Origin of the sequence: Halalkalibacter okhensis (genome assembly GCF_000787375.1) — a bacterium.
GTDB classification, from domain to species: Bacteria; Bacillota; Bacilli; order Bacillales; family Bacillaceae_D; genus Halalkalibacter; species Halalkalibacter okhensis.
Genome location: NZ_JRJU01000007.1, coordinates 97644 through 120855, shown reverse-complemented (window position 1 = coordinate 120855; position 23212 = coordinate 97644). Strand labels below are relative to the sequence as shown.

Sequence of the window (23212 nt, the reverse complement as noted above, 5' to 3'; positions counted from 1 at the left end):
TAAAGTAGGGGAATGAATCGGAAAAAGAGGTGCTTAATATGCTATCAAAAGAAAAACTAGCTAGAATAAATGAACTTTCTAAAAGAGCTAAAACAAGTGGTTTAACAAAACAAGAAGAAAAGGAGCAACAGGCATTACGTAAAGAATACCTTCAAACCTTTCGTGCATCATTTAAAAATCACCTACATTCCGTTACGGTTGTTGATGAAAATGGAAATGATGTTACACCAGATGCGTTAAAAGAAAGCAAGAAAAATAAAAATAATCCAATGCATTAAAAAGTCTCTAAATTCAGTCTTTAGAGGCTTTTTTGCATAATGGAAGATTTGTCTGAATGCTTGTGAAATTTAAGGATAAAGTATAAGATGTAGAAGAATAGAGAAAGAAATCAGTTACTGTGGAAGGGTAGGGATATGAAACCATGACGAAACAAGTAGATCAACTTGCGGTCAATACAATCCGCACACTATCAATTGATAGTATTGAAAAAGCAAATTCAGGACACCCAGGTATGCCGATGGGGGCAGCCCCTATGGCGTATAGCCTTTGGACAAAATTTATGAACCACAACCCAGAAAATCCAGATTGGGCTAATAGAGATCGCTTTGTATTATCTGCAGGACACGGATCAATGCTTCTATATAGTTTGTTGCACTTAACAGGATATGACTTATCATTAGAGGATTTACAACAATTCCGTCAATGGGGAAGCAAAACACCAGGGCACCCGGAATACGGTCATACACCAGGTGTAGAAGCAACAACAGGTCCACTTGGACAAGGGATTGCTATGGCTGTTGGAATGGCTATGGCTGAACGCCACCTAGCTAGCACATATAATAAGGAAGATTTCAATATCGTCGACCATTATACATATTCTATTTGTGGAGACGGAGATTTAATGGAAGGTGTTTCTGCAGAGGCTGCTTCATTAGCAGCACATTTAAAATTAGGGCGTCTAATTGTCCTTTATGATTCCAACGATATTTCATTAGATGGTGATTTGCATATCTCTTTCTCAGAGAGTGTTGAAGATCGCTATAAAGCATATGGTTGGCAAGTCATTCGTGTTGAGGATGGGAATGATCTTGATGAAATTAATCGTGCGATTGAAGCAGCGAAACAAGATGATCGTCCAACATTAATTGAAGTCAAAACGGTTATTGGTTACGGTTCTCCAAATAAATCAGGGAAATCTGCTTCACATGGTGCCCCATTAGGAAAAGATGAAGTTTCGTTAACAAAGTCAACATACGAATGGCTACACGAAGAGGAATTTCATATTCCTTCTGATGTAAAGGATTTATTTGCAGATGTGAAATCAGAAGGTGCTAAAAAAGAAGAAAAGTGGAATGAACTTTTTGCTCAGTATAAAGCATCATATCCAGAACTAGCAGCTGAATTTGAGCGTGCAAATAGCGGTCAGCTTCCAGAAGGTTGGGATTCAGAAGCTCCAGTATATGAAGCGGGATCGAGTGTTGCGACACGTTCATCTTCTGGAGAGGCTCTTAATGCTTTCGCTAAAAAAGTTCCTGAATTGTTTGGTGGTTCTGCGGATCTTGCAGGTTCGAACAAAACGTACATGAAAGATTTAGGTGACTACTCACGAGATCATTATGAAGGACGCAATATTTGGTTTGGAGTGCGTGAATTCGCTATGGGAGCTGCTGTAAACGGGATGGCTCTACATGGAGGATTAAAAGTTTTTGGTGCAACATTCTTTGTATTCTCCGACTATTTACGCCCAGCGATCCGTCTTGCAGCTCTTATGAAGCTACCTGTCATTTATGTATTTACTCATGATAGCATTGCAGTAGGTGAAGATGGCCCAACACATGAACCAGTTGAGCAGCTTCCTGCTTTACGTGCAATGCCAGGGTTATCTGTTATTCGCCCAGGAGATAGTAACGAGACAGTGGCCGCTTGGAAGGTGGCACTAGAAAGCCAAGATACACCAACAGCCCTTGTTTTGACTCGCCAAAATTTAAAAACATTAGATCATACAGCAGAGCTTGCTTATGAAGGTGTTAAAAAGGGTGCATATATTGTATCTAAGTCTAGCGGAACAACAGACGTGCTTTTATTAGCGTCTGGTTCAGAAGTTCCTTTAGCTGTAGAAGCTCAAGCTGTTCTAGAAAAAGATGGTATTCATGCTGATGTTGTTAGTATGCCGAGCTGGGATCTTTTTGAGGCACAGCCACAATCTTATAAAGACGAAGTAATCTCACCAAACATCAAGGCGCGTCTTGGAATTGAAATGGCTTCACCATTAGGTTGGTCTAAGTACGTTGGGGATCACGGTGATGTTTTAGCGATTGATCAATTTGGTGCATCTGCTCCAGCAGAGAAGATTCTTTCTGAATATGGCTTTACTGTTGAAAATGTTGTAGCAAAAGTAAAAGTATTATTACAAAAATAATGTTCACTAATAACTGACTCATAGTGGGAGATTTAGCTTAACTTAATGCTAAAGTCCCTTCTTATGAGTCAGTTTTTTTAATTCGACAAAATTAGTGGTTATCTGCTCCGGTTTCAGACAATCATTTCAATAGAGTTCCCGTATACTAGAGAAAATAAAATGCGAGAGGGTGTCCTTGATGAGACATTATGAATTGTATATTTTTGAAGAAGATGTTGCTCGTCAATACTATGGACAAGAATCTAAGTTGTTTTATCTTTTTCTTGAGCATGAGAAAGCGAGAGGGCCTCAAAAGGAGATTTTAAGGAAACAAATAGAATATATTACAAAGCCAATCCCATCCCTATTCCTTCAACAAAAACTCAAGCAGGACCTACTGAAACTGGAGGGATATAAAAAGAAGAAAAATACACATGTTATTGATATATCAGATCGTGATTCTAAAGCAGAGCTTGTAATTGGTTCAGATGCACTCTATTTAACAGCGGATGGGTCTTTTGATGTAGAAACGATGTTCTTTGAAATCCTAAGAAAATGCGAACCAACCTTCTTTGCTTTTACCATTGAGGAGCATCGCTATGGCTGGTTAAAGCCCATGAAGCAAGAGGATTTACTTAGAACAACTCAAGTTTAATCAGGTGCTAACGTGTTATTTTTCTGAAGTGCTTTTAAATCTCTTGTCATTAAGATATAATAGATAAGGTTGATTCGGGATTTTCCCGACAGGTTTAGATAGCACGAAGGAGGACGTTGGACTTATGTGGATTCATATTTTAGGGTATACCCTAGCTGTTGCAGCAGGAATTGCAATTGGCTTCTTTATAGCACGTAAGACGATGATGTCTTATTTGAAAAAGAACCCACCATTTAATGAGCAAATGCTCCGTGTCATGATGATGCAAATGGGACAAAATCCATCGCAGAAGAAAATTAATCAAATGATGAAAGCGATGCAGAAGCAACAAGGTAAGTAAATCCTTGTTGCAGCAAGGGTTTCATTGATTTGAACGTAATTGTGAATAAGGATTATTACTTGAATACTTAATCTTTCTCCATAATTTACGCTTAATTTTTCTTATGTGTCCAAAAACCATTCTTTTCCGTTAATTTTTACACGGAGGGAGTGGTTTTTTTGTTGTTGCAAGACTTAATAGAAGAGTATTTATACGTAAATCAAGCCAGAGGATACACGCGAAAAACACTCATGAATAAGAGGCACGAATTTAAGCACATGTCTAACTTTTTAATTAACAAACGAGGCATTACAAACATTGAGAGCGTCACAAAATTTGATCTTCAAGCATATGTCCAACACAAACAAAAAACAGGTTTACAGCCACAGTCTATTCAATCCATGGCTAAAATTATGACAGCTTTCTTTAACTGGTGTGTTGAAGAGGAGTATTTAAAAGTAAATCCTATGGATAAGGTTGTACTTCCAAAAGTACCAAAGAGGGTTTTAACTGGTTTTACTGTTGAGGAAGTATTGAAGATGATAGACTCGTTCAGTTATAAAAGCTATCTTGAGGCACGTAATAAAGCAATTATAGCAATGCTAGCTGATTGTGGGCTAAGGTCGATGGAGATCAGAGGATTGAAGAATGTTGATGTTGGTGAAACGATTCTAGTGAATGGGAAAGGAAATAAGCAACGTTTTGCAGTTGTCAGCCCAACCCTGAAACGTATATTAATTCGATATGAGCGACTAAGAAAGCAATATTTTGAAGATAGGTTAATCAGATCAGATAATTATTTTTTAACTTATCAAGGTGAGGGCATGAGCCATATTGCACTCTATAACGTGATCAAAGAAGCAGGGAAACGAGCGGAGGTTGAAAATGTACGTTGCTCACCTCATACTTTTAGGCATTTTTACGCTACGCAATCAATCAATTCAGGCACTAATTTAGATATTTTTTCTCTATCTAAATTGTTAGGACATTCAGAAATCCAGACAACTCAGCGTTATTTGCAATCAATGACAGATGCTCAATTACTAGATAAGGCTATCTCATCTAGTCCATTATCCAATTTAAATAAGAGAATCTAAGGGGGCTACCACAATGCAATCAATAACCAAAGAGCGTCACTACAAAGTAACTGTTGACGTAACGAGTCTAGGAGCAACTTTAATACTTAACGTCTATGCTCCAATCAATGAAGACGTTAATGAAGAAAAGCTACGTCAATTATCAATCAAACGTGGCATCGAATTTTATGAAGAATTAGGAGTCAGTGTTCAAGCTGAATCTTTAAAACCGATTGGTTTTCGAGATTGCGGGGTCTTCCAATGAGCAAGCTAAAAAGCATAAATGAAGAAATCAGGAAACTAGAAAAGGATTTAGACGAAATATTTGAAGCGCATGGTAACGAACCACCGGAGGAGTTATTGGAGCGATTCGGTTATATACAAGGATACTTGGATGCGTTAAACGTAGTCAAAGATGAGTTGGAATTGTTGATTGGAAGATAGGAGGACTAACACTATGGTGAGTAGCACAATGCAACGCACTCACACCGAGGTTCAGACACAATTACTTTACACAAACGTTGATACAGCAAGGGAATTAGTAGATGATCCACACGCTATACTTATTGAATCACCAGATTCATTATTAGCCATTTCAGTAGCTGAGGCTGAACAATTAGCACTTTCTTTATTAAAACTTTGTGAGGTGGTATCGAAATGAGCCTTAAATCACGTATATACAAGGCTTTGCGCATATGGAATGACCTATCAGCCATTCGTAAAGGAAGGATAGGTCAGAGGATAGGGAGGAGAATAACTGGTCGTATCACTGGCAAGATGCTAAGAAGAATGTTTAAGTAATCAAACTAAAAAAGACAAAGAAAAAGGCACTGGGAGTGCTACCAACACTCTCAATGCCACCTGTAATACTATGTCCTGATAAACATAGTATACCACTTACCCTTAAAAAAATTCAAGCTATTTAAGGTTTATTTAAGTGCGCTTAAAACAGGTGCAATCTGCCTTTTTCTCCTAAAGGAGAATCCACAATGTCAAAAAAAGCTATTCAAATAATCGCTTCAGAAGAAACGTATCGTAACCTAACTACTTTCTCGAATATTACCGATTTAAACCACACTGTGCGCTCTTACAAAGAACAGTTTGCTGATCAATTGAATAAGACTCAAGTTGCTGTATTGGACTTACTACACCGTTTCTCAGCGAAGTACAAGGGTGTGTCATTTCTTTCCAAGAGCAATATCGCTGAAAAGGTTGGCAAATCAAGACGAACAATTATTAGGGTGTGTCAGGCACTTGAAGTGTTAGGAATCATAAAGCAATACGAGACTAAACGTGCTACTGATTGTCAGCAAACTTCTAACGCAGTTGTGATTCAGCCTGTTAAAACGATTGTACCCAATACTGACTATCGAAAGTCTGTCACACAAGAACCAGAGCAAATTGTCACTCCTGAAGACAATACCTCTCAAAAACAAAAACAAAATAATAAAAACAACGTAGAACCGACTCTTATTGAGCTTGATTCAAGCTATCTTGGTAAGGATATTCCAAAACCATTCATCGACGCAGCTAAAGTATTTTTCCCAGAAGCTCAATCAATCCATGAGCTGTGGCAAAAGGTAAGAATTGCATACAAACGCACAAATATTGATACTACGCTTGATCAACTCACTCATGACATTGTAGGTGTATTCAAGTCATCCATCTTTTCCCTAAAGCGTGGGGCTATCCGTAAAGACTTCAAGGGTTACTTCTTTAAGGCTTGTGAGCGTACTTTTGACGAGGTTTACAGTGAAGAGTTAGTTGAACTCATTGCGAGAGAAGGTGTTGCTGTATGAGGCTCTTAGACATGGATAAACTCATTGTGATAGCTAGTACGTGTACTTGCGTATTGTTTTTAGCGTTAGTTTGGAAAATTGGAGGATAAATTAAAAAAGAGTAACGTTTAATTACTCTTTTTATCGAAAAATGCGTCAGCATCTGCTCTACTTTCAAGTATCGACTGTAAAGATGAACGTAGCTCCTTATCATGATAACTTTTTAACCTTATATCTATTTCGGACTCGTGCTCCTTAATAAATTTCTCAAATTCATTTATGTAGTCTTTTCCTTCTAACGTATAAAATGTATCAGCTAAAGCTTTTTCGTTTTCAGTTTTTAATTCATTAATACTTTTAGCAATAGCAGTAATATTAATACTCAAATTAATAAAGTGTCCATTAAACACTATATTCTTACTTGCTAATACACCTTCATTATCTGGTTTTAACGTAATACTATTAGTAAAATCGTCCATATCTTTCTTAGGTATTTCCAATACATGGAACAATCTAGCCATTATTTTATCACTGGGATTTCTTCTTCCAGTTTCAATATGAGAAATTGTTCCCTGACTTACGCCTATTTCTTCAGCTAATTGTACGGCTGAAAGTCCTTTTTGTTTGCGATGTTTTCTAACTAGATCTCCAAACTTCAACTTATCCACCAACCTGTTTTAATGTTTCTTCTATTGTAGCATATTTTTAAATTCATGTATTAATACTATTTATAAAAATAATACATTGACTTGTATTATTTTGTAGTGTAGTATTATTTTTAGAAAGGAGGTTGAGAGATTGAGAGACTCTTTAGGGCAAATCTATATCAATGCTTTTCTTCAGCTATCAGAAGATGACAAAAACGCACTAAGCAACGCAAATATTGAGTTTCCGCAACATGTTGATACAGAAATTCGATACGTTCAGCAAGTTTTAGTATAAATAGTAAGCAAACTAATCTAATGGAGGATACAAAATGAATAAAACAGTAAAAGACACAATGGTAACAGATTGGATTTTAATTGACAGTGAGGATCACCCATTTTTCAAGGTAGTTAAAGAAGAGAACGAAAATCACACAATAGCTTCAATAAATCAGCTTGAAAGTATTGCTAATGTGCTTTATAAAGCTGGACATAAAAATTCATACAAGTATTTATTCAATGATCGTATCTTTGTTAAAGAAGGGGTCTTTACATGGAGTCTTTCTCAAGAAAAGTTTAATAAGCTAGAAGACAATTATGATGAAATTTCTTACAGTGTGTACGATTTCATTAATTATGATGAATTACTATCGACTATTTATGAAGTAATAGTAAACGTACTATATGACTATTCAAACTTTGAAGATATTGAAATGCATCATGATTTCCTTTACATAAGTATTAAGGATGTTAACGACAAAATTGATGGTATGAGTATTGATACGTTTTTATTAGACGAGCTATACAATAGAAATATCGAATTAGAAAAGTTAAACTTGGGTTTTTATTTTCCTGAAGGTGACGCAATTTCATTACAAATACATGACTTCACGAGAATACATAAATCAATGATTGAGGCTTTAAAAAATTAAGGTAATTTTATCAATCTAAGGAGGTGAACAAATGTTATAGCTACTCTATCAATCTATAAACGTAACGGCTGTCGTGTCACTGGTAACAATACATAAAACTAAAAATAAAAATAAAATTTGGAGGTAATGCAAAATGGAAAATAACAAAAAGGAATTTATCGGAGTAAGTGATGTAATGGGAATGGCGAGTGCAGTAAACGGAAAGGCGAATGAGTTTGTAAATGGTGACGCAATTTCTATAGAAGATAGTTATTCACCTGAATCTTACAAACTAGCATTTGAAACATTGGCAAAGCATGTAGTTGGATATGCAACAGCTCATGACAATGGAAGCCTTCTGCTTTCTTTGATTATGGAAGCTACTGAATTAGATGATGAGACGGATGAAGGATTAGATGCATTTGTTTTAATTGAGCAAGCGTTAACTAAAGGAGGAATTCAGTAATGGAAAAATACAATTCAATGACAGATAAAGAACAGTTTTTAACGTTTGTTGGCACCGAAGAAGAATGGGAGAAATTGCCAAAAAAGGATGAAGAGTCTAGACCTAAATTCCCTTTAATTGGAGAAAAGTTAGAAAAATACATTGAAATTTATGGTGAACCTATTAAAGAGAATGGTAGTTTGAAATATTTTGATGTTGGTCTTGGTGAAGGTAGTCCATTAGTGATAAACGTATTTAATGGCTACGTGAATAATATCTCGTTAAATAGAAGAGTAGAAAATAAAACTGCTGAAATTGGTTTAGGATTAGTGGCTGAAGAATTTACTCCTTTAGATTCAAGAAGAGTTAAATCTGTAAAAGATAAAGTTATTCCACAAATTAATGGGGATGCATTATTAACAGTCCGCGAGTATTTTTCAGAAGAAATTGAAAACAGTGGTGGTTATAGTGAAGATAGTAAAGAAGAACGAGGTTTTATAACGTTGTATCTTTCTAACGATGATGGTGAAGGTAGGCTTGTTGTCGCTCTGGGTAGAGAAGAGTTAATTCAGTAATACATATCACAGAGGGGGCTTAACTGCCCTCTTATCAATCTAAAACGAATAGGAGAAACTAAATTGGATAATAAGCTTTGGGCATTAATGTCAGAAATTTGTATTGAAATTGAACTTGATGAAAAAACGCTTGATAAATTGGGTGATGAATTTATAAGGCGTGGATTTAAAGCTAACGAACGCAGTTGGCTTGTTAATCAACTAAGTGAGCATCTTAAGTCTCAAAGAAATAGGATTGATACGATTTTAGAAGAATTAGAAGAGTTAAGGTAATACATAATAGAGGGGGGCTTAATTGCCCTCTCATCACACTAAAAAGGAGGCTGCCATTTGCCATATAAAAATACAAACTTCACGTTACTACATAACCAGCAAGAAATACCAATCTCGCATTATCACTATGGCTTTGAGCACTTCTTTGAAGACAACGTGAGATTTACATATAAAGGTGTCAAAGTGGATCACGGCTATAAACCAAAAGATGATACACCAGATTCTGCAGCAATCAAATTGTGTAAAACCATTGATCATGGTGGCAAGGATTCACTCTTTAAGTTTGATCAGCTTTACAGTGAGTTAAAGTGGTTGCGGTATCGATACATAATTTTAGGTGGGAAAGTTTACAACCATGATGAAACCATTCCTCATGTGCGAAAGAAACACATATATGCTGTTGAATTCAAGAATGGAAAGATAGTTCGCAATATTTCAAATAGTCGCTTCTTAAATGGTGATGATGAAATGATCATTAGAAGCGTTAGGTTGAGCTTACGATCTGTTGAACATAGGGCAAGGGAATGGCATAAGAAGACTGGAAGCTTGCCGAGAGATAAGCATATAGAGATAGAGCATACGGAGAAGTTGCAGGAAATACATAAGTTTTTTGAAGAGATTGGGATAAAAATGAACAAGGATGGAGGGATTGAATGAAAGTTAGCAATCTAGGGGAAGGGCAAGTGTTAAAGAATTATAAAGCCTTATGTGCTGAGTTGGAGATCGTATATAAAGGTGGTAAAGGTAAGATTTATCAACTATTAGACTTAGAGCGATACTTAAGGTACTCCAAGAAAGGGCGCTCTTTCATTATAGAGGAGATATACGATAAGCCTAAGCCGAAGCTTAAGAATGGTTCTGACTATATTCGCTTAGTGGAACTCCTTATTTTAGACTTATTGGCTAGAAATAAGGAAAAACGGATAGTGAAATCTAACAATCAGTTACTGAGAACGATGAATATGGCTAACTCCAATTATTCTGAGTGTGGAAGAATGATTCCTAAGTTTGCGCAACATATAAATGTTAATCGGGCTATTGTTTACGATTTTTATAGTTCAAGTGATTCGAGCTTCAGAGGGACGATAAAGCGAGCACTCAAGAGCCTAGAGGATAGACGTTGTATCTTTTTCAAGAAAGCAATAATGATAAAACGTTTAGATGATTATCAACATGAATTAGCCAATACAGATGAAGAAGAATTTATAATCAGCTTTGAACGAGAAGTTTTAGATGAAATGAATGCTGAATCAATTGGCAAGAAAATACAAAAAGTTTCAGATGTTGTTGGTACAAATAAATGGTATGAATTTAAGCGACGTGTGAAAGAAAAAATCTATAGTGATAATGCTTATGAAATTGATTTTTATTACTATGTATATGACATAACGCTTAATCGAAAAGGTATTCTTGCATCATATAACAGTATTTTGGATCTGCTTTTAAACGATGTTGAGATACAAAAAGATAAATTAAATGAAACTATAATAAATAAATTTTTACATAACGCAAATGAAAGACGCAAAAAGGCTTTGAAAGAAAATGAGGCTGTATGGGGTACGTTAGAAATTGATAATTGCAGAATTGAAGATAGTTACATAGAAGACACTGAAAAGTTATTACATATTTTAATTAAAGCTGGTTCAACAAATATAATACATAAAGTTAAAAAAGTGAAGTTAGAGCCGGCCTTGCCAAATGAAATCACAAATAAAATAGCCGATGAACTAGATAGTTTATTTACTTAGATAAAAATTTGACACCTTGAGTCTCTAATAAATAATAAATACTACTAGTAGGTCAAGGTGTCAAATTTCAACCTTATTAAAAAATACATACCGACCGAGGGGGTTTGGGGGAAAGCGGTCGAAGAAGTCATTCTGGAACAACGTGGAAGAATGATCTTCCCGCTTTTACTTCCCCCAAGGTTTTGAACTTGCTTTACATATAAAAATCAAAAATGAAAATAGAAGGAGTCGATTGAATGACAGATATTCTAATGGAAAATGAACTAGTTGAAATGGAAGGAAACCTAAGCAAGCAAATTTACATTTACTCTTTATCGACTGATAGTTTCCTGAATGATAATGAGCATGAACTACATAAAGAAAAGCAAAGCTTGAGCTTGGGTTTAAGTTTATACAAAAAGGAATTAAATAAGCTGGAGAAACTCAAGAATGTTACTGATGAGAAAGTTGATCAGTATTATAAGAATCTGTCTTTTACTAAGCTTGGAGATCAATATAAACCTAACAAGCCTTCGATGAAGTTTCTTATGAATTTTTTCAATGAAGATCTTGAGGCTGAGATCATCGAATTACTTCAGAAGTCTCCAAAGGATATCGAGAAGAATCAAAAGGATATCAAGGAGATAAAAAAGGATATTCGCAAGAAGAAAATCGAACTATTTAAGCCAGTGAAGGAGCGTATTAATAAGCTCAAAGAATTACTTGATAATGAAGCTGATCAGCATAAAGGTGTACGTGTAATGAGGCAAGAGGATTTGAAGGATTCTAATAAGGTAAGTCAATTTGATTCTGTTCTTACTCGTACACTAGGAGTTGGAAAAAATAGTACAACCACTGATATTATTATGATTCGTGCTTTTAGATACAAGGTTTTTGAGAGTTTAGTCAAAAAAGGATTTTACTACTATAAAGATGGCAAGCGAGAGCTTTACAAGTACTATACCTCATCTGCTGGAGCAATAAGAAATAAAAAGTCTATATTTATGCGTGAGTCTGTATCTGAGAAAGTGAAAAATGCTCTAAATGCAGGTTTAACAATTGATAAGATTAATGAACAAGGTGGAATGAACGTTAATAAATATAATGCCTATACCGCATTAACAATGACTGCTTCTGTACCTTGGGAGGGCTTTGACATTGATAAATGTATAGTAGTTGATGACTTTGAAACGGACGTATGGAGTAAGGTTGAACATATTGACTCGGAAACTTATGAAATTACACCAGATGAAAAGTACATATCAATTCCTCATACTGATGGTGCTGGTATTTGCTTACTTGATGTTAGCGAAAAAGCCATACAGATTCGTTTACCCTATTTTAAAGGCTTGATCGTACCTTTTAATTTTAAGAAGTTTATTGATATGAATAAGGAAGCTAGTCCGATAGTTTATGATATTTGGAATGAGCCTCATAACGTGATTGAGAAAGGTATAACGACTATTTTTACTAAATCGCAATTTAAAATGTGGAAGTTCTTTGATGATTGGGATGCCTATAAGCGAGCGTTTAAACAATATAATTGTCAAGCAGCTATTGCAAGTGAAGAAGAAAATGAGGATAGCTTTACTGATAAAACCTTATCTTATCAAGTCTTGCAGACTCTTACAGACTTCAAGGAAGGTGAGTTATCTGGCATATCTTCAAAGACAGTTAATCAAATAAAAAGTGTCGGAAATGATAAAGACATAATGTTAGAGATTCTTGGTGTGACCAGTGAAAATGATAAGAAGAGTAGTTTCCAACAAGCTCTAGAGATATATCCTAATTTATTGAATGATGTACATAGTAAAGAAACTATCAAAGAGACGAAGAAATCCTTGATTACTCGTGCGAAGTCAGGAAAGTTGATTCTTAATGGTACTAAGAGGACATTTATTTCACCTGATACATATGCGTTTGCTCAATGGCTCTTTTGAAGCAAGAAAAGCCAACAGGGTTATTACAGAATGGGGAAGTTTCATGTAAGTTGTATGAGAATGGAGAAAGGTTGAACGTACTAAGAAGCCCCCATTTGTATAAAGAGCATTGTCTTAGAGCTAATATTGTGAGTGGTGAGACTCTGGAATGGTTTGTATCCAATTGTATTTATACAAGCATTCATGATCCAATTAGCAAAATTCTAATGTTTGATGTAGATGGTGATGATTCCTTAATTGTTAATGACAATACGATTGTGGAAGTAGCTGAACGTAATGTAAAGAATGTAGTGCCACTTGATTATGAATTAGCTTCAGCGAAGCCTGATAAAATTAATGAAGATAATATTTATGATAGCTTAATATCGGCTTATTCAAAAAACATGAGCATAGGTGACATATCAAACAATATCTCGAAGGTATGGAATAGTGATGTATGGCAAAAAGGGACGGATGAGGAACAAGAAGAAGCCTTGAAGGTGATAAAGTGGCTAGTGTTTGAAAATAATGCTTGTATCGATTTTGCAAAGTCGTTATGGATGCCAGAACGTCCGCCAGAGGTTAATGAAACAATTAAAAAATATACGAGTGGTAAGGTTGCATATTTCTTTATGTATGCTAAGGATAAAAAGAGGAATCAGGTTGCGGATAAAAATGAATCTGTGATGAGTCGCTTAGATAACATAATTCCGAATACTGGTGATCGAGTTCACTTTGAGGAAAATGTTGTTGATGACTATGACTATTTAAAATTAATGCATGTAGAGAGTCGGAAAATTGATACACCAGAAGCTGAAGCAATTATTGATAGGTATGAGAAATTGAATAAGGGGAAGCACTGGGATATACAAAAGGAAGCTAAACTACAAGGTAAATCAATGAATAAAGTGAAGTTTCGTGTGATTAGATCGATAAAGGATGAGCTTTTAAAGATAAACGATGATATCTTTTTTGTAACGGATGTTTTAGTAAAGTATTTATACGAGGAAAAAGAAAGTGCTAATAAGGATACATTATGGGATGCGCTAGGGCATGTAATTATATGGAATCTTAGGAGGAATATACAAGGACTTGTGAAATGTTTCGATTGTGCTAATGAGATTCAGCAAGTGAAGCAGCGGCAGGTTAGGTGTGTAGAGTGTAATGAAAAGAGAAAGAAGGAGAAAGCGAGGGAAAGGCAAAGAAAAAGAAGAATGAAGCAAAAAATGTAACGCTGAGTTATTCAGTTTTTAAATGTAAGCACCTCAAAAAAGTACATTTTATTTGGGTTTTTGAGGTGTGTTTTTTTATGACGTTAATGCCCTCTAAAGGAAAGAACTACAGACATCTGAAGGGTGAATTCCCCTCTTAATCTAATTTATTTTTAATATTATAATTAAAACTTACCCCGTTATTATACATCATAGTATTAAATTTCGAGTTTGTCAACAATAAGTTGATTTCCCCCATTTCCATATAACGATATTAACTTTAGTAAGCAATTGCCAGCTTACTAAGTCTTTAGAGAACAGGTTATTTCTCCTCTCCTGTTCTCTTTTTTACGCTTAATAATTATTACTGAAAATATATTATAAATTACTCTGAAAAGGAGGGAGTGAAAGTGAAGCGACTAACAAAAGATGAAGTAATTGAACTAGATCAAACAAGGCGCTTGAAACGTATTCCATACAAAGATATTTCTAAAGCGATAGGTGTTTCAAGTTCGGCACTGTCTCAGTGGTTTAATTTTAAATCAACTTTGAGTGTGAAGACTGAGCAGAAAATAAAAAATGTAATCCTACAAGCTGACCACTGGGAAAGCAGGTATAGATAAATATCTTGACCGCATCGGCTAAGCCATTTAGTCGCCCATTTCTTCCTCGGTCTATAAATATAAGGTTGAAAATATCAAAATAATAGTTTGTTTATACATTTATTTTGATCCTCCAAGTTTTATGACGTTGTCAAAGCGTCTATAAATAATTTTGAGCCATTTATATTTTCTCCTAGCGCATGTTCACAAGGGAGTTCATTCTCCCTTTACATGTGTTTTTTAATTTCCTCGAAAGTTGCCTCTTAAAAAAACAAATTAGAGCTGAAAGGATAGATGAAAATGAGAAGAAGAAAAAGTGAAAAGATGCTTGTAGAGATGGATTATTATGATTTAGATAAATTGATTTATAAGAAAACACGAGAAGCAAATGAACAATTGTTTGGTGGAATTTTGCCATTCATTAATAGGTTGTTTGATGAAAATGAAAGAATCCTTAAAGAAATGGATTATTTAAAAGCATACATACAAGGCACGGAAAAACCTTTTGTTACTTCTGCGGATGATACAGATGAGCAGCCAAGAGGAACAACTCCTGAAGAGATGTATGAGGAGCCAAGTGAAGAAGAGCTTGAAGCGGTTAAACGATATTTAGAGAAAACTGAGCATGGACAGAGGAGATATCAAAAGAAGTACACTCCAAAGTTGAAAATTAAGGAGTTGAGTTAATGTGTAGGAGGTATTTGTATCTGGTTACTCCTGTTCACTTAGATAACGTTGAAGATGTACGTTTATTTGTCGCTGAAAGTGAAGAACAGTGTATTGAAGAGGTAGCTAAGATAGAAAGTGTTAATGAGCTTTTTAGAAACGAATACGAATTGATAAAAGGTGATTATTATCAGTTGGCGCTTAGAGAAATTAAAAATGGTGAGTGGATGAAATTGAAAATAGAAAGACTTTGTGAGGTTGAACTAGATGGAACAGAAGAATTTGCAGTCCTTCATTAATTATTGTAGTCGATGTATGAGCATTACAGATAAATGCGACAAGTGCAATGAAGGAATTAAGAAGATATTGGTAAATGTACAAAGTGGACAAAAGGAGAGGTTAAGGTGATGTTAGACCAATTTGCTAAGCGTGTAGAAGAAGTTTTAGGACAGTCTATTAATAAAGTACAAGAGTTAGTAAGTGGTGAATTTGCAACAGCTAATAAGCTATTGGAATTGATGAGATTACTAAGTATTGAAACAGGTCTTACACAACAAGAAATAGGTAATATCAGGGCTTATAGGTTCTTACAATTAGCTGAATATCATGATTTATGGAGTCGAATAGATAAGGGGTGTGAAGAAGGAGAATGAGCTACAAATGCAATGTTTGTAATTTAATAATCACAAATGATGAATTATCTGACTGGGAATGTGGTCAATGTACTATGGATGACTGGGAATCACTAGATAAAGTAAAAACCCTAACATTGAGTCAAGATCAAAAAGATAAATTTATTGAAAGCTTAGAGGTATTTGCCAATTTAATTGATAGATTAGAGCGATTAAAGGAAGAAGAACGAGAAGCGATTAAAGGTATTTTGAATGGTGAATAAAAAGAAGAGCTATGCAGAATCGAAAGCTAGAGCGTTTGAAAAGTTTGCTGTTGAGCTTGAGAAGAATGAATTTTTAAGTGATGAAGATAGGATAAATATACTTGAATACTGGTATGAACGAGTTTTTGAAAATGAAAAAGAGGAGGAATGGAAATGAACAAATTCTTAATCGTTACGTTATTTCAGGATCGTATTAAAGCCATCAGGAAGGATTCGGTTGAGTCATTTGAAGAAGATGTTATTCAGATTGACGGTGAGGAACTAGAGTGTGTAAAAGTAAAATATTCTTCAGAAGGAGAAGTGAGATGGATGAAGGTGGAGGAATCAATTTTTGATTTGTTAGAACAATTTGATGAGGGAAATTGAAGCTAAGAGATTAGCTTATTTTTTATGGATTAGTAGCTTAATGGTAGAGCAACCAGTCATTAGACTGAGTGAATTGTTGGTTCGAGTCCAGCCTAATCCTTTATTAATGTGATTCAGGGTGAGCGTTTTGACATTGTGTAAAAACGCTAATAAAAAAGGAGATGATAAGAATGAAATATAAAGTAATAATGGATATTGGAAAAGAGTATATGACAGGTGATTTTGATACTCATTCAGAGTTGTTACGGAGTTTCTATAATGAAAATAATGTGCCTATGAGTGGGAAAGTTAGAGTACTAAAGAATACCTTTTTATTCTTAGATGAAGAGTTTGATAAATTTTAATTGGAGCTAAGTTGATTAGCTTTTTCTTTATCTCAGTCGAGTACTAAATTAGGTGCAAATCCTAATGAGATATAGGGTAGTAAATAATACAAGGAAGCCTTTTGGGGAATAGGTTGTAAGTTTTATCATTTAAACTTAGAATACTATTAAAGTAATCTCTAACAAAAGGTGGAATTCTATATGAGTGAACGTACTTTAATTAATCCTACAATTTTCATCTCTTACAGTTGGACAACCCCTGATCATGAAGAGTGGGTAGTTGACCTAGCGACAAGATTAATGGAAGTAGGAATAAAGGTCAAATTAGATAAGTGGGATTTAAAAGAAGGACAAGATATTTTTGCTTTTATGGAAAGTATGGTTAATTCAGATGAAATTGACAAAGTTTTAATTATTTGTGATGAGGGTTATAAAAATAGAGCCGATGGTCGACAAGGTGGTGTAGGTACAGAAACGCAAATTATATCACCTGAGGTATATAAAGATGTAAAGCAAGAGAAATTTATTCCAGTAGTAGCAGAAAGAGATGAAAGCGGTAATGATTTTATACCATCTTATATAGCCTCTCGACTGTATATAGATTTGTCTTCTATGGATTCATACGAAGAAAATCTAGAAAGATTAATTAGAAATATATACAAAGTACCGCTACATCAAAAACCAAAACTTGGGAAACCTCCAGAATATTTATTTAAGTCTGAAATAGACCATAGCGGTCTAAGATCCATAATAAGAAAAATGCGTGTTGCTTTAGAAAAACAACCCTCTCGATTAAAATACATTCAAAGAGAATTTAATGATTTATTTGAAGAGACGTTAAACGAATATGAGATTGAGAAATTCACTAATATCCATGAAGGAGATCAGCAAATTCTAGATTTAATTGATGAAATGTTACCTCTGAAGGATGACTATGTGGATGTTTTGGAGATATTATGTGAGGCAGATTGTGTGGATTCAGAGTTAATAATAGACTTTTTTGAGAGAGTGTATCTTTTTACACAAGTAAGAAAAAGTGGACATAGTTATAGTATCCAATTTGATCATTACAAATTTTTAACACATGAATTGTTTTTACACACAATTGCAATACTCATAAAAAATGGATATTATACCGTCATTACGGAACTAATTAATGCGGAGTTTTTCATAAACACACCGTTTGGTGATAAATCGATTGATTTTACTCAATTTAGGATGCACGCAGAGTCGTTTGATATTAGAAGTCAAAGATTAAACTTAAATCGTGTGAGCTTACAAGCGGACACTTTATTCAAACGAACAGGGAACTATAGTAAGGAAATACTGGGTACTGATTTATTACTCTATTTTATTTCAAAAGCAGTAAAAATTGATACGTGGGGTTGGTATCCGATCACACACTTCTACTCTGAAAGAAATAGAAATATATTAGCAAAGTTATTGAATAGATTAAAGTCTAAGAGAATGTTTGAAGAAATGAATTGTATGTTCAATTTTGAAAATGAACAGGAGCTTAAAGATTTTATTAATGACTTTGAGACCGAATCGACAGGTACAATGTATTCATTACCAAATATAAAATCTTATATAAAAGCTGATGAAGTATGTACAATACCATAAACAGTTTAAAAGTATATCTATAGCATCCATTCGTGGGTGCTTTTTATCATGGGAGGAGAAAAGGATGAAGAAAGTTAAAATAGAAGGTCTCGTACTGTTAAAATGTAGTGATGTTTTTTAAAATGTAAGCTTTAAAATTTAAATGGAGGATAATTTTAAATGAGTAGTATGCCAATCACAGTTTATTATTTTAGAGATGCACCTGATCAATTGAAAAACCTTTCAAATAATGGTGGAGACGAAGATTGGATTGCTATTGTACCGAAAGAATTTCATGAGTGGCATGGGGAAATTGATTGGATCAATAGTTGGGGATTCGGAAGTTGTCACGTTGATAAGTATATACTTGATAATGGTGATAAAGTTTTTATTGGCTGTCATAGTTAAAGAAGGAGGAGAATGTGAATGAAAAAGTATAAAGTGAATATTTATATAGAAAGTATTGAACCACAATATTATGAGATAAGAGGAGGGTTGACTGGTTTAGATAACGCTCAAATGTTGGTCGGATTCGATGTTCACTATTCAGCGAGAAATGAAGATATTAAAGTTAATGGAGTAGTGAAGATAAAAGCTCATGAGAAGCTTGATATGGGTTATGAATCGCTACAACGAAGAGTGAATAATGAATTAAGTAAATTAGTGTCAGGTGAGCTGAAGAGTGAATGAATATAGAAACATGTCTGCTGTAGTTGAGAGAACCATTAGAGAGTTAGTAATGATTCATGATAGCTCGGATGAAGAGGGAAAGAAGATAGTGATGAGGAATTTGTTAGGGATGATTGATAAGCGGATGGGTGAGGAAGAGTAAAATTAACACCTGCGACCACGTGTGTAATTTTACTCTCGTTAATTTGATTAGTTTTATAATTTCTTTTCTATAAATTCATTTCTTAAATTAAAAAGGAATTTATTAATGGTTTCAATTACTTTATAGCAAAAATCTTTATTTAGATACACCTTTCCGTAATCTTCATTTACAAATAAGTGATCTAATTGATCTATTGCTTGTTTATGCTCTTTTTTATCGTTAACTGGATATCCGCCATTATGTACAAAGATATTTCTTATAGAATTATAGTGTCTGATATGTTGCCATTCAATTGAATCAAAAGTATCTTTAACCATGAATATTTTGGATAAATAAACTTTAGTGCGAATAATACCTTGTCCAGAAATATCTTTAAATCCGATTTTAATTTCTCGTTTCTTTTGTAGCCAGCTACAAATATCATTCAAGACATTTTCGAATGAAAAAAAAGCTTGAAGGAACATTGACTGTCTTATTGTCTGTGGGAATTCATCACTTAGCTTAAAGTAATCTTCTGACATATGATCATAATAATAATCACGCTCATCTTCGGGGAGTTTACTTGCATTTGTCTCAACGATCTTATTAAATTCAACTGTTTCTTTTTCTAAATAAGATTCTGTACGGTCAATCAACTCTTGTAAATTTCTTAAGTCATTTCGATAAAACAATTCTGATACACCCAATATGGGTTTTAATATCATAGTAAATCCTCCTTGTCATTGATAAGACAATTGTAAACTGTAAGGTGGTGAAAATAAATGGAAATATTAGATGAAAGAAAAAATAAAGTTATAAATGAATTAGTCGAAGGAGTTAAAACTAAGACTGATATTGCTAAGGGTGCGGGTGTGTCAAGGCAAGCTATTTATGATTGGTTGAGTAATACAGAGTTTAAGGCTGAGCTGGACAGACGGTTACAACAACGAAAAGTTCTAGTTGAAAAAGTAATTGATAGTAAATTAGAAAGCGCAGTTGATGAGTTGATTGAATTAGCTCACACAACCACAAATAGCCGTGTTAAAGCTCAGGTATTGCAGTACATAATAGATAGAGGGCTTGGTAAACCAACATCTACCCATAAAATAGAAACTGATATGAACGCAGCAAATGAAGTTGATAAGGATATTCTTGATGCTGAGTTTGAAGAGTGGGAAGTAGAGAAGGAAGATGAATAGAGTATACATCTATATTCATACATTATTACGTAAAATATAGATTACACGTAATGATGTAATAATCTTCACGAAAAAAAGCCTTATGTACCAAGGGTTTCGAGAATGATATAAAATTATCTAAGTTTATTCAATTATACACTCTTGTATGCGTTGATATACCGTTAGATTATGCATAGTGATGGATGAGTAGAATGCATAAAATCATGCATAAATAATAAGTGATATTTGGTTATAGATTATAGGGGTGGGGGCATTCTATTTTCAAATTCCTCAAATCCCCTGCAACAAGCTATACAATTTTTTATGAAATTTTCTCGGTTTGGATTATTTAACAGCAGGATTAATGTACTTACTTTCTAGCCAACCGTTGTAAATCATTTCATTAGCTTCATTCAAAACTCCTACGAGTGACCATTCCTCATCTGTAGTGATTACATGGACTTTCATGCCAATACTAAGCGATGTTATTGAATCAGAATCATTATTCTTTTGTGAATGAAGATTAAGGTCTTCTGTCATTATGAGATATTCGTTTCTTACTGGTTGCTCAATTATTACAGGGTTATCATTCTGGTTGAAGAAGTCTTTAACATTTGTAGCAAGTTCTATTGATCCATTGCTTATTTCTAATGCTAATAATACAGTGCCTAGTATCTTATTAACAGAATCAAGTGATGTACTCTTTTTCTCTTCTAAACTTTGTTTTTTAACAAGCTCTATTGACCAATCTTCATTAATAATAATTTTACCTTCGCTATGTAGAGCTTTCACGAAATTTGGCATTTCATTTAATGGCATGTCCTCGATATTACCATCATAAAAAACATCCAATTTCTTATAATCCTTCATAAAATTATCTATTCTTACTTGGTTTTCAACTAAAAATAAAATTACTGGAGAAACTTTAGCGCTGAATTTTAATAATGCTTCTTGTGCATCGAACATAAATTTACCTATTTTTTCAGACGCGTTTAAAAAGTCAGTTAGAAGATTATTAGACATTACTATTCACCCTTTCAATGTCGTATTTACTACAATATTACCTGTTTGGAGGTGACTAACATAACCAATTTTAACACAATTGAAAATCGTAATCTTCTTAGAGACTACCTCTATAAAGAATTTACTCACAATAAAGGTTTACCCTCGGCCGAGGCAAAGGAACGAGTGAAAGTCCTTATGATTAAGCATGATAAAAACCTATTCGGTGAAAAAAGCCTTGCTTACTCACTTGGTAAACGCAGTATAGTCTTTTTTTGTCTATATTTCTTACAGGATTACTTCGTACCTAAAGAAGATAATCTAGTTAGAGAATTAGCACCTGTTCATTATGATATTTGGGCAGAATTAGAGAAAATGTTTATTCATAATACACACGATAAAGAAGAATTTATTATGTGCCGTGGGATTGGGAAATCAACAATTATTGATATGGCATTAAGTTGTTGGTTACATTGTTATTTAAAAAGTATTTATACAATTGTACTTGCCAATTTAGAGGCAGATGCAATTGAGTTTGTAGATAAAACCAAGAAGGCATTGAATAATCCATTTATTAAAAATACTTTTGGTGAATTAGTACAACCACGTAAGCGAACAGTAAATAAATTAGAATTAGAACTAGATAATAATACAAAGATAAAAGCGTACTCTTCTCAAACCTCCGTTCGTGGTACTTCTTACATAACTCCTAATGGTATATTTAGACCTACCTGTGTCATTGCCGATGACTATATTTCCGAATCAGACATATTAACTGATGAATCAAAGCAAAAGAAGTATTTAAGATGGCAAAAAGAAGTTGAAGATGCTGGAGATTCAGCAGTTATCCGAGAAGGTAAATTATTAAAACCAGCTACGAAGTTTGTTGTCATTGGTACTCCATTAGCCCCAAATGATTTTATTGACCGAATAAAAAAGAATCCTGATTATAAAGTATTTCATCGTTCTGTTGTTGATTTTGATATTGACAAGTATTTCGATAATCACATTCAATGGCAAACATTTAGAAATATTTTGTTTGATGATAAAAGAGAGAACCCACTACAGGATGCAAAGGAATATTACTTTGCAAATAAATCTACTATGGATTTTAAAACAATTTGGAGTCGTTACAATTGCTGGGAACTAGCTAAGGATTACTTTAATAAACGTTTAGCTTTTATGCAAGAGCTAATGTGTAGTGTAGAAAATATCGGTGATAAGTGGTTCAAATCAAATATTACTAAGCCGTCAGCACAAATTGAAGAGAATGAATTTACTAAGACAATGCTGACCATTGATACGGCTGGTGTGAAGAATAAAAATAAGACACGTTCAGATTACTTTGCATTTGTGGTGGGTTCGCAATCGGATAACGGCTTTAAGTATATACGTAAAGGGCAGCTTAGAAAGTTTAATGAGTTTGATCAGTACATAAAACATGTGATTGATTTATTGAAAGAATTTGAGGATCTTACGCATGTGTTTATTGAGAAAAATACATATAACGGTTTAGATGTTGAGCGTATTGAAAATGAAATAGGCAAACACTCATCATTGGTCAAAAGAGGCATTACCTTCATTAATGAAATGCAAAGAAAGAATAAGGATGAAAAGATTTCTACTATTGTCTCAGATGTAGACAACGGTAGGATTATTTTTTGTGAGGAGAGAGTTGAAAAGGAATTCTTAGATCAGTTAATGGACTTTTCTGGTCAGCAATTTACTCTCCATGATGATGCAGCCGATTGTTTAGCTGAGTTCGCCAATCGTGTAGATGAAATAGAAGTAAAAAAAGAGATTAAATCCATCCCTCGTGGGTGGCTTTTTTAATGA

At 34.2% G+C, this 23212-nt stretch carries 35 protein-coding genes and 1 tRNA gene; 33 read left to right on the top strand and 3 right to left on the bottom strand.

Annotated features, from left to right (window positions below; translation table 11 throughout):
* Nucleotides 1-38 precede the first annotated feature (38 nt).
* The 9 genes from LQ50_RS07570 to LQ50_RS07530 all read left to right on the top strand — a co-directional run bounded on the left by LQ50_RS07570 (nucleotide 39) and on the right by LQ50_RS07530 (nucleotide 6247).
* Nucleotides 39-278, top strand: coding sequence for a DUF896 domain-containing protein (locus LQ50_RS07570; RefSeq protein WP_034627758.1), 240 nt, complete (start codon nucleotides 39-41; stop codon nucleotides 276-278).
* Between the two features lie 143 nt (nucleotides 279-421).
* Nucleotides 422-2419, top strand: coding sequence for a transketolase (gene tkt / locus LQ50_RS07565; RefSeq protein ID WP_034627756.1), 1998 nt, complete (start codon nucleotides 422-424; stop codon nucleotides 2417-2419).
* Nucleotides 2420-2597: 178 nt separating this feature from the next.
* On the top strand, nucleotides 2598-3053 hold the full coding sequence (gene sirA, locus LQ50_RS07560; RefSeq protein ID WP_034627755.1) for a sporulation inhibitor of replication protein SirA: 456 nt from the start codon (nucleotides 2598-2600) through the stop codon (nucleotides 3051-3053).
* A 124-nt stretch (nucleotides 3054-3177) separates the two neighbouring features.
* A complete protein-coding gene (locus LQ50_RS07555; protein ID WP_034627753.1) occupies nucleotides 3178-3393 on the top strand; it encodes a YneF family protein in 216 nt (71 codons plus the stop codon).
* Between the two features lie 158 nt (nucleotides 3394-3551).
* Nucleotides 3552-4469, top strand: coding sequence for a tyrosine-type recombinase/integrase (locus LQ50_RS07550; protein ID WP_034627750.1), 918 nt, complete (start codon nucleotides 3552-3554; stop codon nucleotides 4467-4469).
* 13 nt (nucleotides 4470-4482) lie between these two features.
* Nucleotides 4483-4713 (top strand): hypothetical protein, encoded by a 231-nt coding sequence (locus LQ50_RS07545; protein WP_034627749.1) that lies wholly within the window; start codon nucleotides 4483-4485, stop codon nucleotides 4711-4713.
* A complete protein-coding gene (locus LQ50_RS07540; RefSeq protein WP_034627748.1) occupies nucleotides 4710-4892 on the top strand; it encodes a hypothetical protein in 183 nt (60 codons plus the stop codon). Before LQ50_RS07545 ends, LQ50_RS07540 begins: the two co-directional genes overlap by 4 nt.
* Nucleotides 4893-4905: 13 nt before the next feature.
* On the top strand, nucleotides 4906-5109 hold the full coding sequence (locus LQ50_RS07535; RefSeq protein WP_034627745.1) for a hypothetical protein: 204 nt from the start codon (nucleotides 4906-4908) through the stop codon (nucleotides 5107-5109).
* Between the two features lie 328 nt (nucleotides 5110-5437).
* A complete protein-coding gene (locus tag LQ50_RS07530) occupies nucleotides 5438-6247 on the top strand; it encodes a helix-turn-helix domain-containing protein (protein WP_052144642.1) in 810 nt (269 codons plus the stop codon).
* Between the two features lie 107 nt (nucleotides 6248-6354).
* On the opposite strand, the gene LQ50_RS24280 is transcribed toward LQ50_RS07530, so the two are convergent.
* Nucleotides 6355-6885, bottom strand: coding sequence for a helix-turn-helix transcriptional regulator (locus tag LQ50_RS24280; RefSeq protein ID WP_052144641.1), 531 nt, complete (start codon nucleotides 6883-6885; stop codon nucleotides 6355-6357).
* 139 nt (nucleotides 6886-7024) lie between these two features.
* Here LQ50_RS24280 and LQ50_RS25375 point away from each other — a divergent pair, with 139 nt between their 5' ends.
* The 22 genes from LQ50_RS25375 (at nucleotide 7025) to LQ50_RS25360 (ending at nucleotide 19217) form a co-directional block, all read left to right on the top strand.
* A complete protein-coding gene (locus LQ50_RS25375; protein WP_161784666.1) occupies nucleotides 7025-7168 on the top strand; it encodes a hypothetical protein in 144 nt (47 codons plus the stop codon).
* Nucleotides 7169-7202: 34 nt separating this feature from the next.
* Entirely contained in the window at nucleotides 7203-7802 is a 600-nt protein-coding gene (locus LQ50_RS07520) for a hypothetical protein (RefSeq protein ID WP_034627744.1), read from the top strand.
* A gap of 133 nt (nucleotides 7803-7935) precedes the next feature.
* Nucleotides 7936-8247 carry a hypothetical protein gene (locus tag LQ50_RS07515; protein ID WP_034627742.1) on the top strand — a complete coding sequence of 104 codons (312 nt, stop codon included), beginning with the start codon at nucleotides 7936-7938 and terminating at the stop codon, nucleotides 8245-8247.
* Nucleotides 8247-8801: a hypothetical protein gene (locus tag LQ50_RS07510; RefSeq protein WP_034627741.1), complete on the top strand. Its 555-nt coding sequence runs from the start codon at nucleotides 8247-8249 to the stop codon at nucleotides 8799-8801. The genes LQ50_RS07515 and LQ50_RS07510 overlap by 1 nt, the downstream gene beginning before the upstream one ends.
* A gap of 63 nt (nucleotides 8802-8864) precedes the next feature.
* The gene (locus LQ50_RS07505; protein ID WP_034627740.1) at nucleotides 8865-9074 is read left to right on the top strand and encodes a hypothetical protein; all 210 of its coding nucleotides are present in this window, start codon (nucleotides 8865-8867) and stop codon (nucleotides 9072-9074) included.
* Between the two features lie 57 nt (nucleotides 9075-9131).
* Nucleotides 9132-9731 carry a hypothetical protein gene (locus LQ50_RS07500; protein WP_034627739.1) on the top strand — a complete coding sequence of 200 codons (600 nt, stop codon included), beginning with the start codon at nucleotides 9132-9134 and terminating at the stop codon, nucleotides 9729-9731.
* Nucleotides 9728-10822, top strand: a complete 1095-nt coding sequence (locus LQ50_RS07495; protein ID WP_034627738.1) for a hypothetical protein — start codon at nucleotides 9728-9730, stop codon at nucleotides 10820-10822. Before LQ50_RS07500 ends, LQ50_RS07495 begins: the two co-directional genes overlap by 4 nt.
* A 236-nt stretch (nucleotides 10823-11058) precedes the next feature.
* Entirely contained in the window at nucleotides 11059-12741 is a 1683-nt protein-coding gene (locus LQ50_RS24275; protein ID WP_052144640.1) for a hypothetical protein, read from the top strand.
* A gap of 128 nt (nucleotides 12742-12869) precedes the next feature.
* Nucleotides 12870-13952 carry a hypothetical protein gene (locus LQ50_RS24270; RefSeq protein WP_152608180.1) on the top strand — a complete coding sequence of 361 codons (1083 nt, stop codon included), beginning with the start codon at nucleotides 12870-12872 and terminating at the stop codon, nucleotides 13950-13952.
* 389 nt (nucleotides 13953-14341) lie between these two features.
* Nucleotides 14342-14554, top strand: coding sequence for a hypothetical protein (locus LQ50_RS07485; RefSeq protein ID WP_034627737.1), 213 nt, complete (start codon nucleotides 14342-14344; stop codon nucleotides 14552-14554).
* 279 nt (nucleotides 14555-14833) lie between these two features.
* Nucleotides 14834-15220: a hypothetical protein gene (locus LQ50_RS07480; RefSeq protein ID WP_034627736.1), complete on the top strand. Its 387-nt coding sequence runs from the start codon at nucleotides 14834-14836 to the stop codon at nucleotides 15218-15220.
* Entirely contained in the window at nucleotides 15220-15498 is a 279-nt protein-coding gene (locus LQ50_RS07475; RefSeq protein WP_034627733.1) for a hypothetical protein, read from the top strand. The genes LQ50_RS07480 and LQ50_RS07475 overlap by 1 nt, the downstream gene beginning before the upstream one ends.
* Before the next feature lie 105 nt (nucleotides 15499-15603).
* Nucleotides 15604-15852: a hypothetical protein gene (locus tag LQ50_RS07470; RefSeq protein WP_152608179.1), complete on the top strand. Its 249-nt coding sequence runs from the start codon at nucleotides 15604-15606 to the stop codon at nucleotides 15850-15852.
* A complete protein-coding gene (locus LQ50_RS25200; protein WP_152608178.1) occupies nucleotides 15849-16094 on the top strand; it encodes a hypothetical protein in 246 nt (81 codons plus the stop codon). Before LQ50_RS07470 ends, LQ50_RS25200 begins: the two co-directional genes overlap by 4 nt.
* A complete protein-coding gene (locus LQ50_RS25370; RefSeq protein ID WP_161784665.1) occupies nucleotides 16087-16251 on the top strand; it encodes a hypothetical protein in 165 nt (54 codons plus the stop codon). Before LQ50_RS25200 ends, LQ50_RS25370 begins: the two co-directional genes overlap by 8 nt.
* Nucleotides 16248-16460, top strand: coding sequence for a hypothetical protein (locus LQ50_RS07465; RefSeq protein WP_034627727.1), 213 nt, complete (start codon nucleotides 16248-16250; stop codon nucleotides 16458-16460). Before LQ50_RS25370 ends, LQ50_RS07465 begins: the two co-directional genes overlap by 4 nt.
* Before the next feature lie 26 nt (nucleotides 16461-16486).
* Nucleotides 16487-16560: transfer RNA gene (locus LQ50_RS07460), tRNA-OTHER, on the top strand.
* A gap of 70 nt (nucleotides 16561-16630) precedes the next feature.
* Nucleotides 16631-16804 (top strand): hypothetical protein, encoded by a 174-nt coding sequence (locus tag LQ50_RS25365; protein ID WP_161784664.1) that lies wholly within the window; start codon nucleotides 16631-16633, stop codon nucleotides 16802-16804.
* Between the two features lie 180 nt (nucleotides 16805-16984).
* Nucleotides 16985-18406 (top strand): toll/interleukin-1 receptor domain-containing protein, encoded by a 1422-nt coding sequence (locus tag LQ50_RS07455; RefSeq protein WP_052144638.1) that lies wholly within the window; start codon nucleotides 16985-16987, stop codon nucleotides 18404-18406.
* A gap of 159 nt (nucleotides 18407-18565) precedes the next feature.
* Nucleotides 18566-18793 (top strand): hypothetical protein, encoded by a 228-nt coding sequence (locus LQ50_RS07450; protein WP_034627724.1) that lies wholly within the window; start codon nucleotides 18566-18568, stop codon nucleotides 18791-18793.
* Nucleotides 18794-18811: 18 nt separating this feature from the next.
* Entirely contained in the window at nucleotides 18812-19075 is a 264-nt protein-coding gene (locus tag LQ50_RS07445; protein ID WP_034627721.1) for a hypothetical protein, read from the top strand.
* Nucleotides 19068-19217, top strand: coding sequence for a hypothetical protein (locus tag LQ50_RS25360; RefSeq protein ID WP_161784663.1), 150 nt, complete (start codon nucleotides 19068-19070; stop codon nucleotides 19215-19217). Before LQ50_RS07445 ends, LQ50_RS25360 begins: the two co-directional genes overlap by 8 nt.
* A gap of 53 nt (nucleotides 19218-19270) precedes the next feature.
* On the opposite strand, the gene LQ50_RS07440 is transcribed toward LQ50_RS25360, so the two are convergent.
* Nucleotides 19271-19921, bottom strand: coding sequence for a V-type proton ATPase subunit F family protein (locus LQ50_RS07440; protein ID WP_034627718.1), 651 nt, complete (start codon nucleotides 19919-19921; stop codon nucleotides 19271-19273).
* Between the two features lie 57 nt (nucleotides 19922-19978).
* Between LQ50_RS07440 and LQ50_RS07435 the strand changes: the two genes are divergently transcribed.
* Nucleotides 19979-20395, top strand: coding sequence for a phBC6A51 family helix-turn-helix protein (locus tag LQ50_RS07435; protein WP_034627715.1), 417 nt, complete (start codon nucleotides 19979-19981; stop codon nucleotides 20393-20395).
* Between the two features lie 324 nt (nucleotides 20396-20719).
* On the opposite strand, the gene LQ50_RS07430 is transcribed toward LQ50_RS07435, so the two are convergent.
* A complete protein-coding gene (locus LQ50_RS07430) occupies nucleotides 20720-21397 on the bottom strand; it encodes an SH3 domain-containing protein (protein ID WP_034627711.1) in 678 nt (225 codons plus the stop codon).
* Nucleotides 21398-21574: 177 nt separating this feature from the next.
* On the opposite strand from LQ50_RS07430, the gene LQ50_RS07425 reads away from it, so the two are divergent.
* Entirely contained in the window at nucleotides 21575-23209 is a 1635-nt protein-coding gene (locus tag LQ50_RS07425; protein ID WP_052144637.1) for a hypothetical protein, read from the top strand.
* Nucleotides 23210-23212: the final 3 nt, after the last annotated feature.

Coding starts and splice junctions, on each gene's coding strand:
- LQ50_RS07570 (WP_034627758.1), top strand. CDS start 39: ATGCTATCAAAAGAAAAACTAGCTAGAATAAATGAACTTTCTAAAAGA.
- tkt (WP_034627756.1), top strand. CDS start 422: ATGACGAAACAAGTAGATCAACTTGCGGTCAATACAATCCGCACACTA.
- sirA (WP_034627755.1), top strand. CDS start 2,598: ATGAGACATTATGAATTGTATATTTTTGAAGAAGATGTTGCTCGTCAA.
- LQ50_RS07555 (WP_034627753.1), top strand. CDS start 3,178: ATGTGGATTCATATTTTAGGGTATACCCTAGCTGTTGCAGCAGGAATT.
- LQ50_RS07545 (WP_034627749.1), top strand. CDS start 4,483: ATGCAATCAATAACCAAAGAGCGTCACTACAAAGTAACTGTTGACGTA.
- LQ50_RS07540 (WP_034627748.1), top strand. CDS start 4,710: ATGAGCAAGCTAAAAAGCATAAATGAAGAAATCAGGAAACTAGAAAAG.
- LQ50_RS07535 (WP_034627745.1), top strand. CDS start 4,906: ATGGTGAGTAGCACAATGCAACGCACTCACACCGAGGTTCAGACACAA.
- LQ50_RS07530 (WP_052144642.1), top strand. CDS start 5,438: ATGTCAAAAAAAGCTATTCAAATAATCGCTTCAGAAGAAACGTATCGT.
- LQ50_RS07520 (WP_034627744.1), top strand. CDS start 7,203: ATGAATAAAACAGTAAAAGACACAATGGTAACAGATTGGATTTTAATT.
- LQ50_RS07515 (WP_034627742.1), top strand. CDS start 7,936: ATGGAAAATAACAAAAAGGAATTTATCGGAGTAAGTGATGTAATGGGA.
- LQ50_RS07510 (WP_034627741.1), top strand. CDS start 8,247: ATGGAAAAATACAATTCAATGACAGATAAAGAACAGTTTTTAACGTTT.
- LQ50_RS07495 (WP_034627738.1), top strand. CDS start 9,728: ATGAAAGTTAGCAATCTAGGGGAAGGGCAAGTGTTAAAGAATTATAAA.
- LQ50_RS24275 (WP_052144640.1), top strand. CDS start 11,059: ATGACAGATATTCTAATGGAAAATGAACTAGTTGAAATGGAAGGAAAC.
- LQ50_RS07480 (WP_034627736.1), top strand. CDS start 14,834: ATGAGAAGAAGAAAAAGTGAAAAGATGCTTGTAGAGATGGATTATTAT.
- LQ50_RS07475 (WP_034627733.1), top strand. CDS start 15,220: ATGTGTAGGAGGTATTTGTATCTGGTTACTCCTGTTCACTTAGATAAC.
- LQ50_RS25200 (WP_152608178.1), top strand. CDS start 15,849: ATGAGCTACAAATGCAATGTTTGTAATTTAATAATCACAAATGATGAA.
- LQ50_RS07465 (WP_034627727.1), top strand. CDS start 16,248: ATGAACAAATTCTTAATCGTTACGTTATTTCAGGATCGTATTAAAGCC.
- LQ50_RS25365 (WP_161784664.1), top strand. CDS start 16,631: ATGAAATATAAAGTAATAATGGATATTGGAAAAGAGTATATGACAGGT.
- LQ50_RS07455 (WP_052144638.1), top strand. CDS start 16,985: ATGAGTGAACGTACTTTAATTAATCCTACAATTTTCATCTCTTACAGT.
- LQ50_RS07450 (WP_034627724.1), top strand. CDS start 18,566: ATGAGTAGTATGCCAATCACAGTTTATTATTTTAGAGATGCACCTGAT.
- LQ50_RS07445 (WP_034627721.1), top strand. CDS start 18,812: ATGAAAAAGTATAAAGTGAATATTTATATAGAAAGTATTGAACCACAA.
- LQ50_RS07440 (WP_034627718.1), bottom strand. CDS start 19,921: ATGATATTAAAACCCATATTGGGTGTATCAGAATTGTTTTATCGAAAT.
- LQ50_RS07435 (WP_034627715.1), top strand. CDS start 19,979: ATGGAAATATTAGATGAAAGAAAAAATAAAGTTATAAATGAATTAGTC.
- LQ50_RS07430 (WP_034627711.1), bottom strand. CDS start 21,397: ATGTCTAATAATCTTCTAACTGACTTTTTAAACGCGTCTGAAAAAATA.
- LQ50_RS07425 (WP_052144637.1), top strand. CDS start 21,575: ATGATTAAGCATGATAAAAACCTATTCGGTGAAAAAAGCCTTGCTTAC.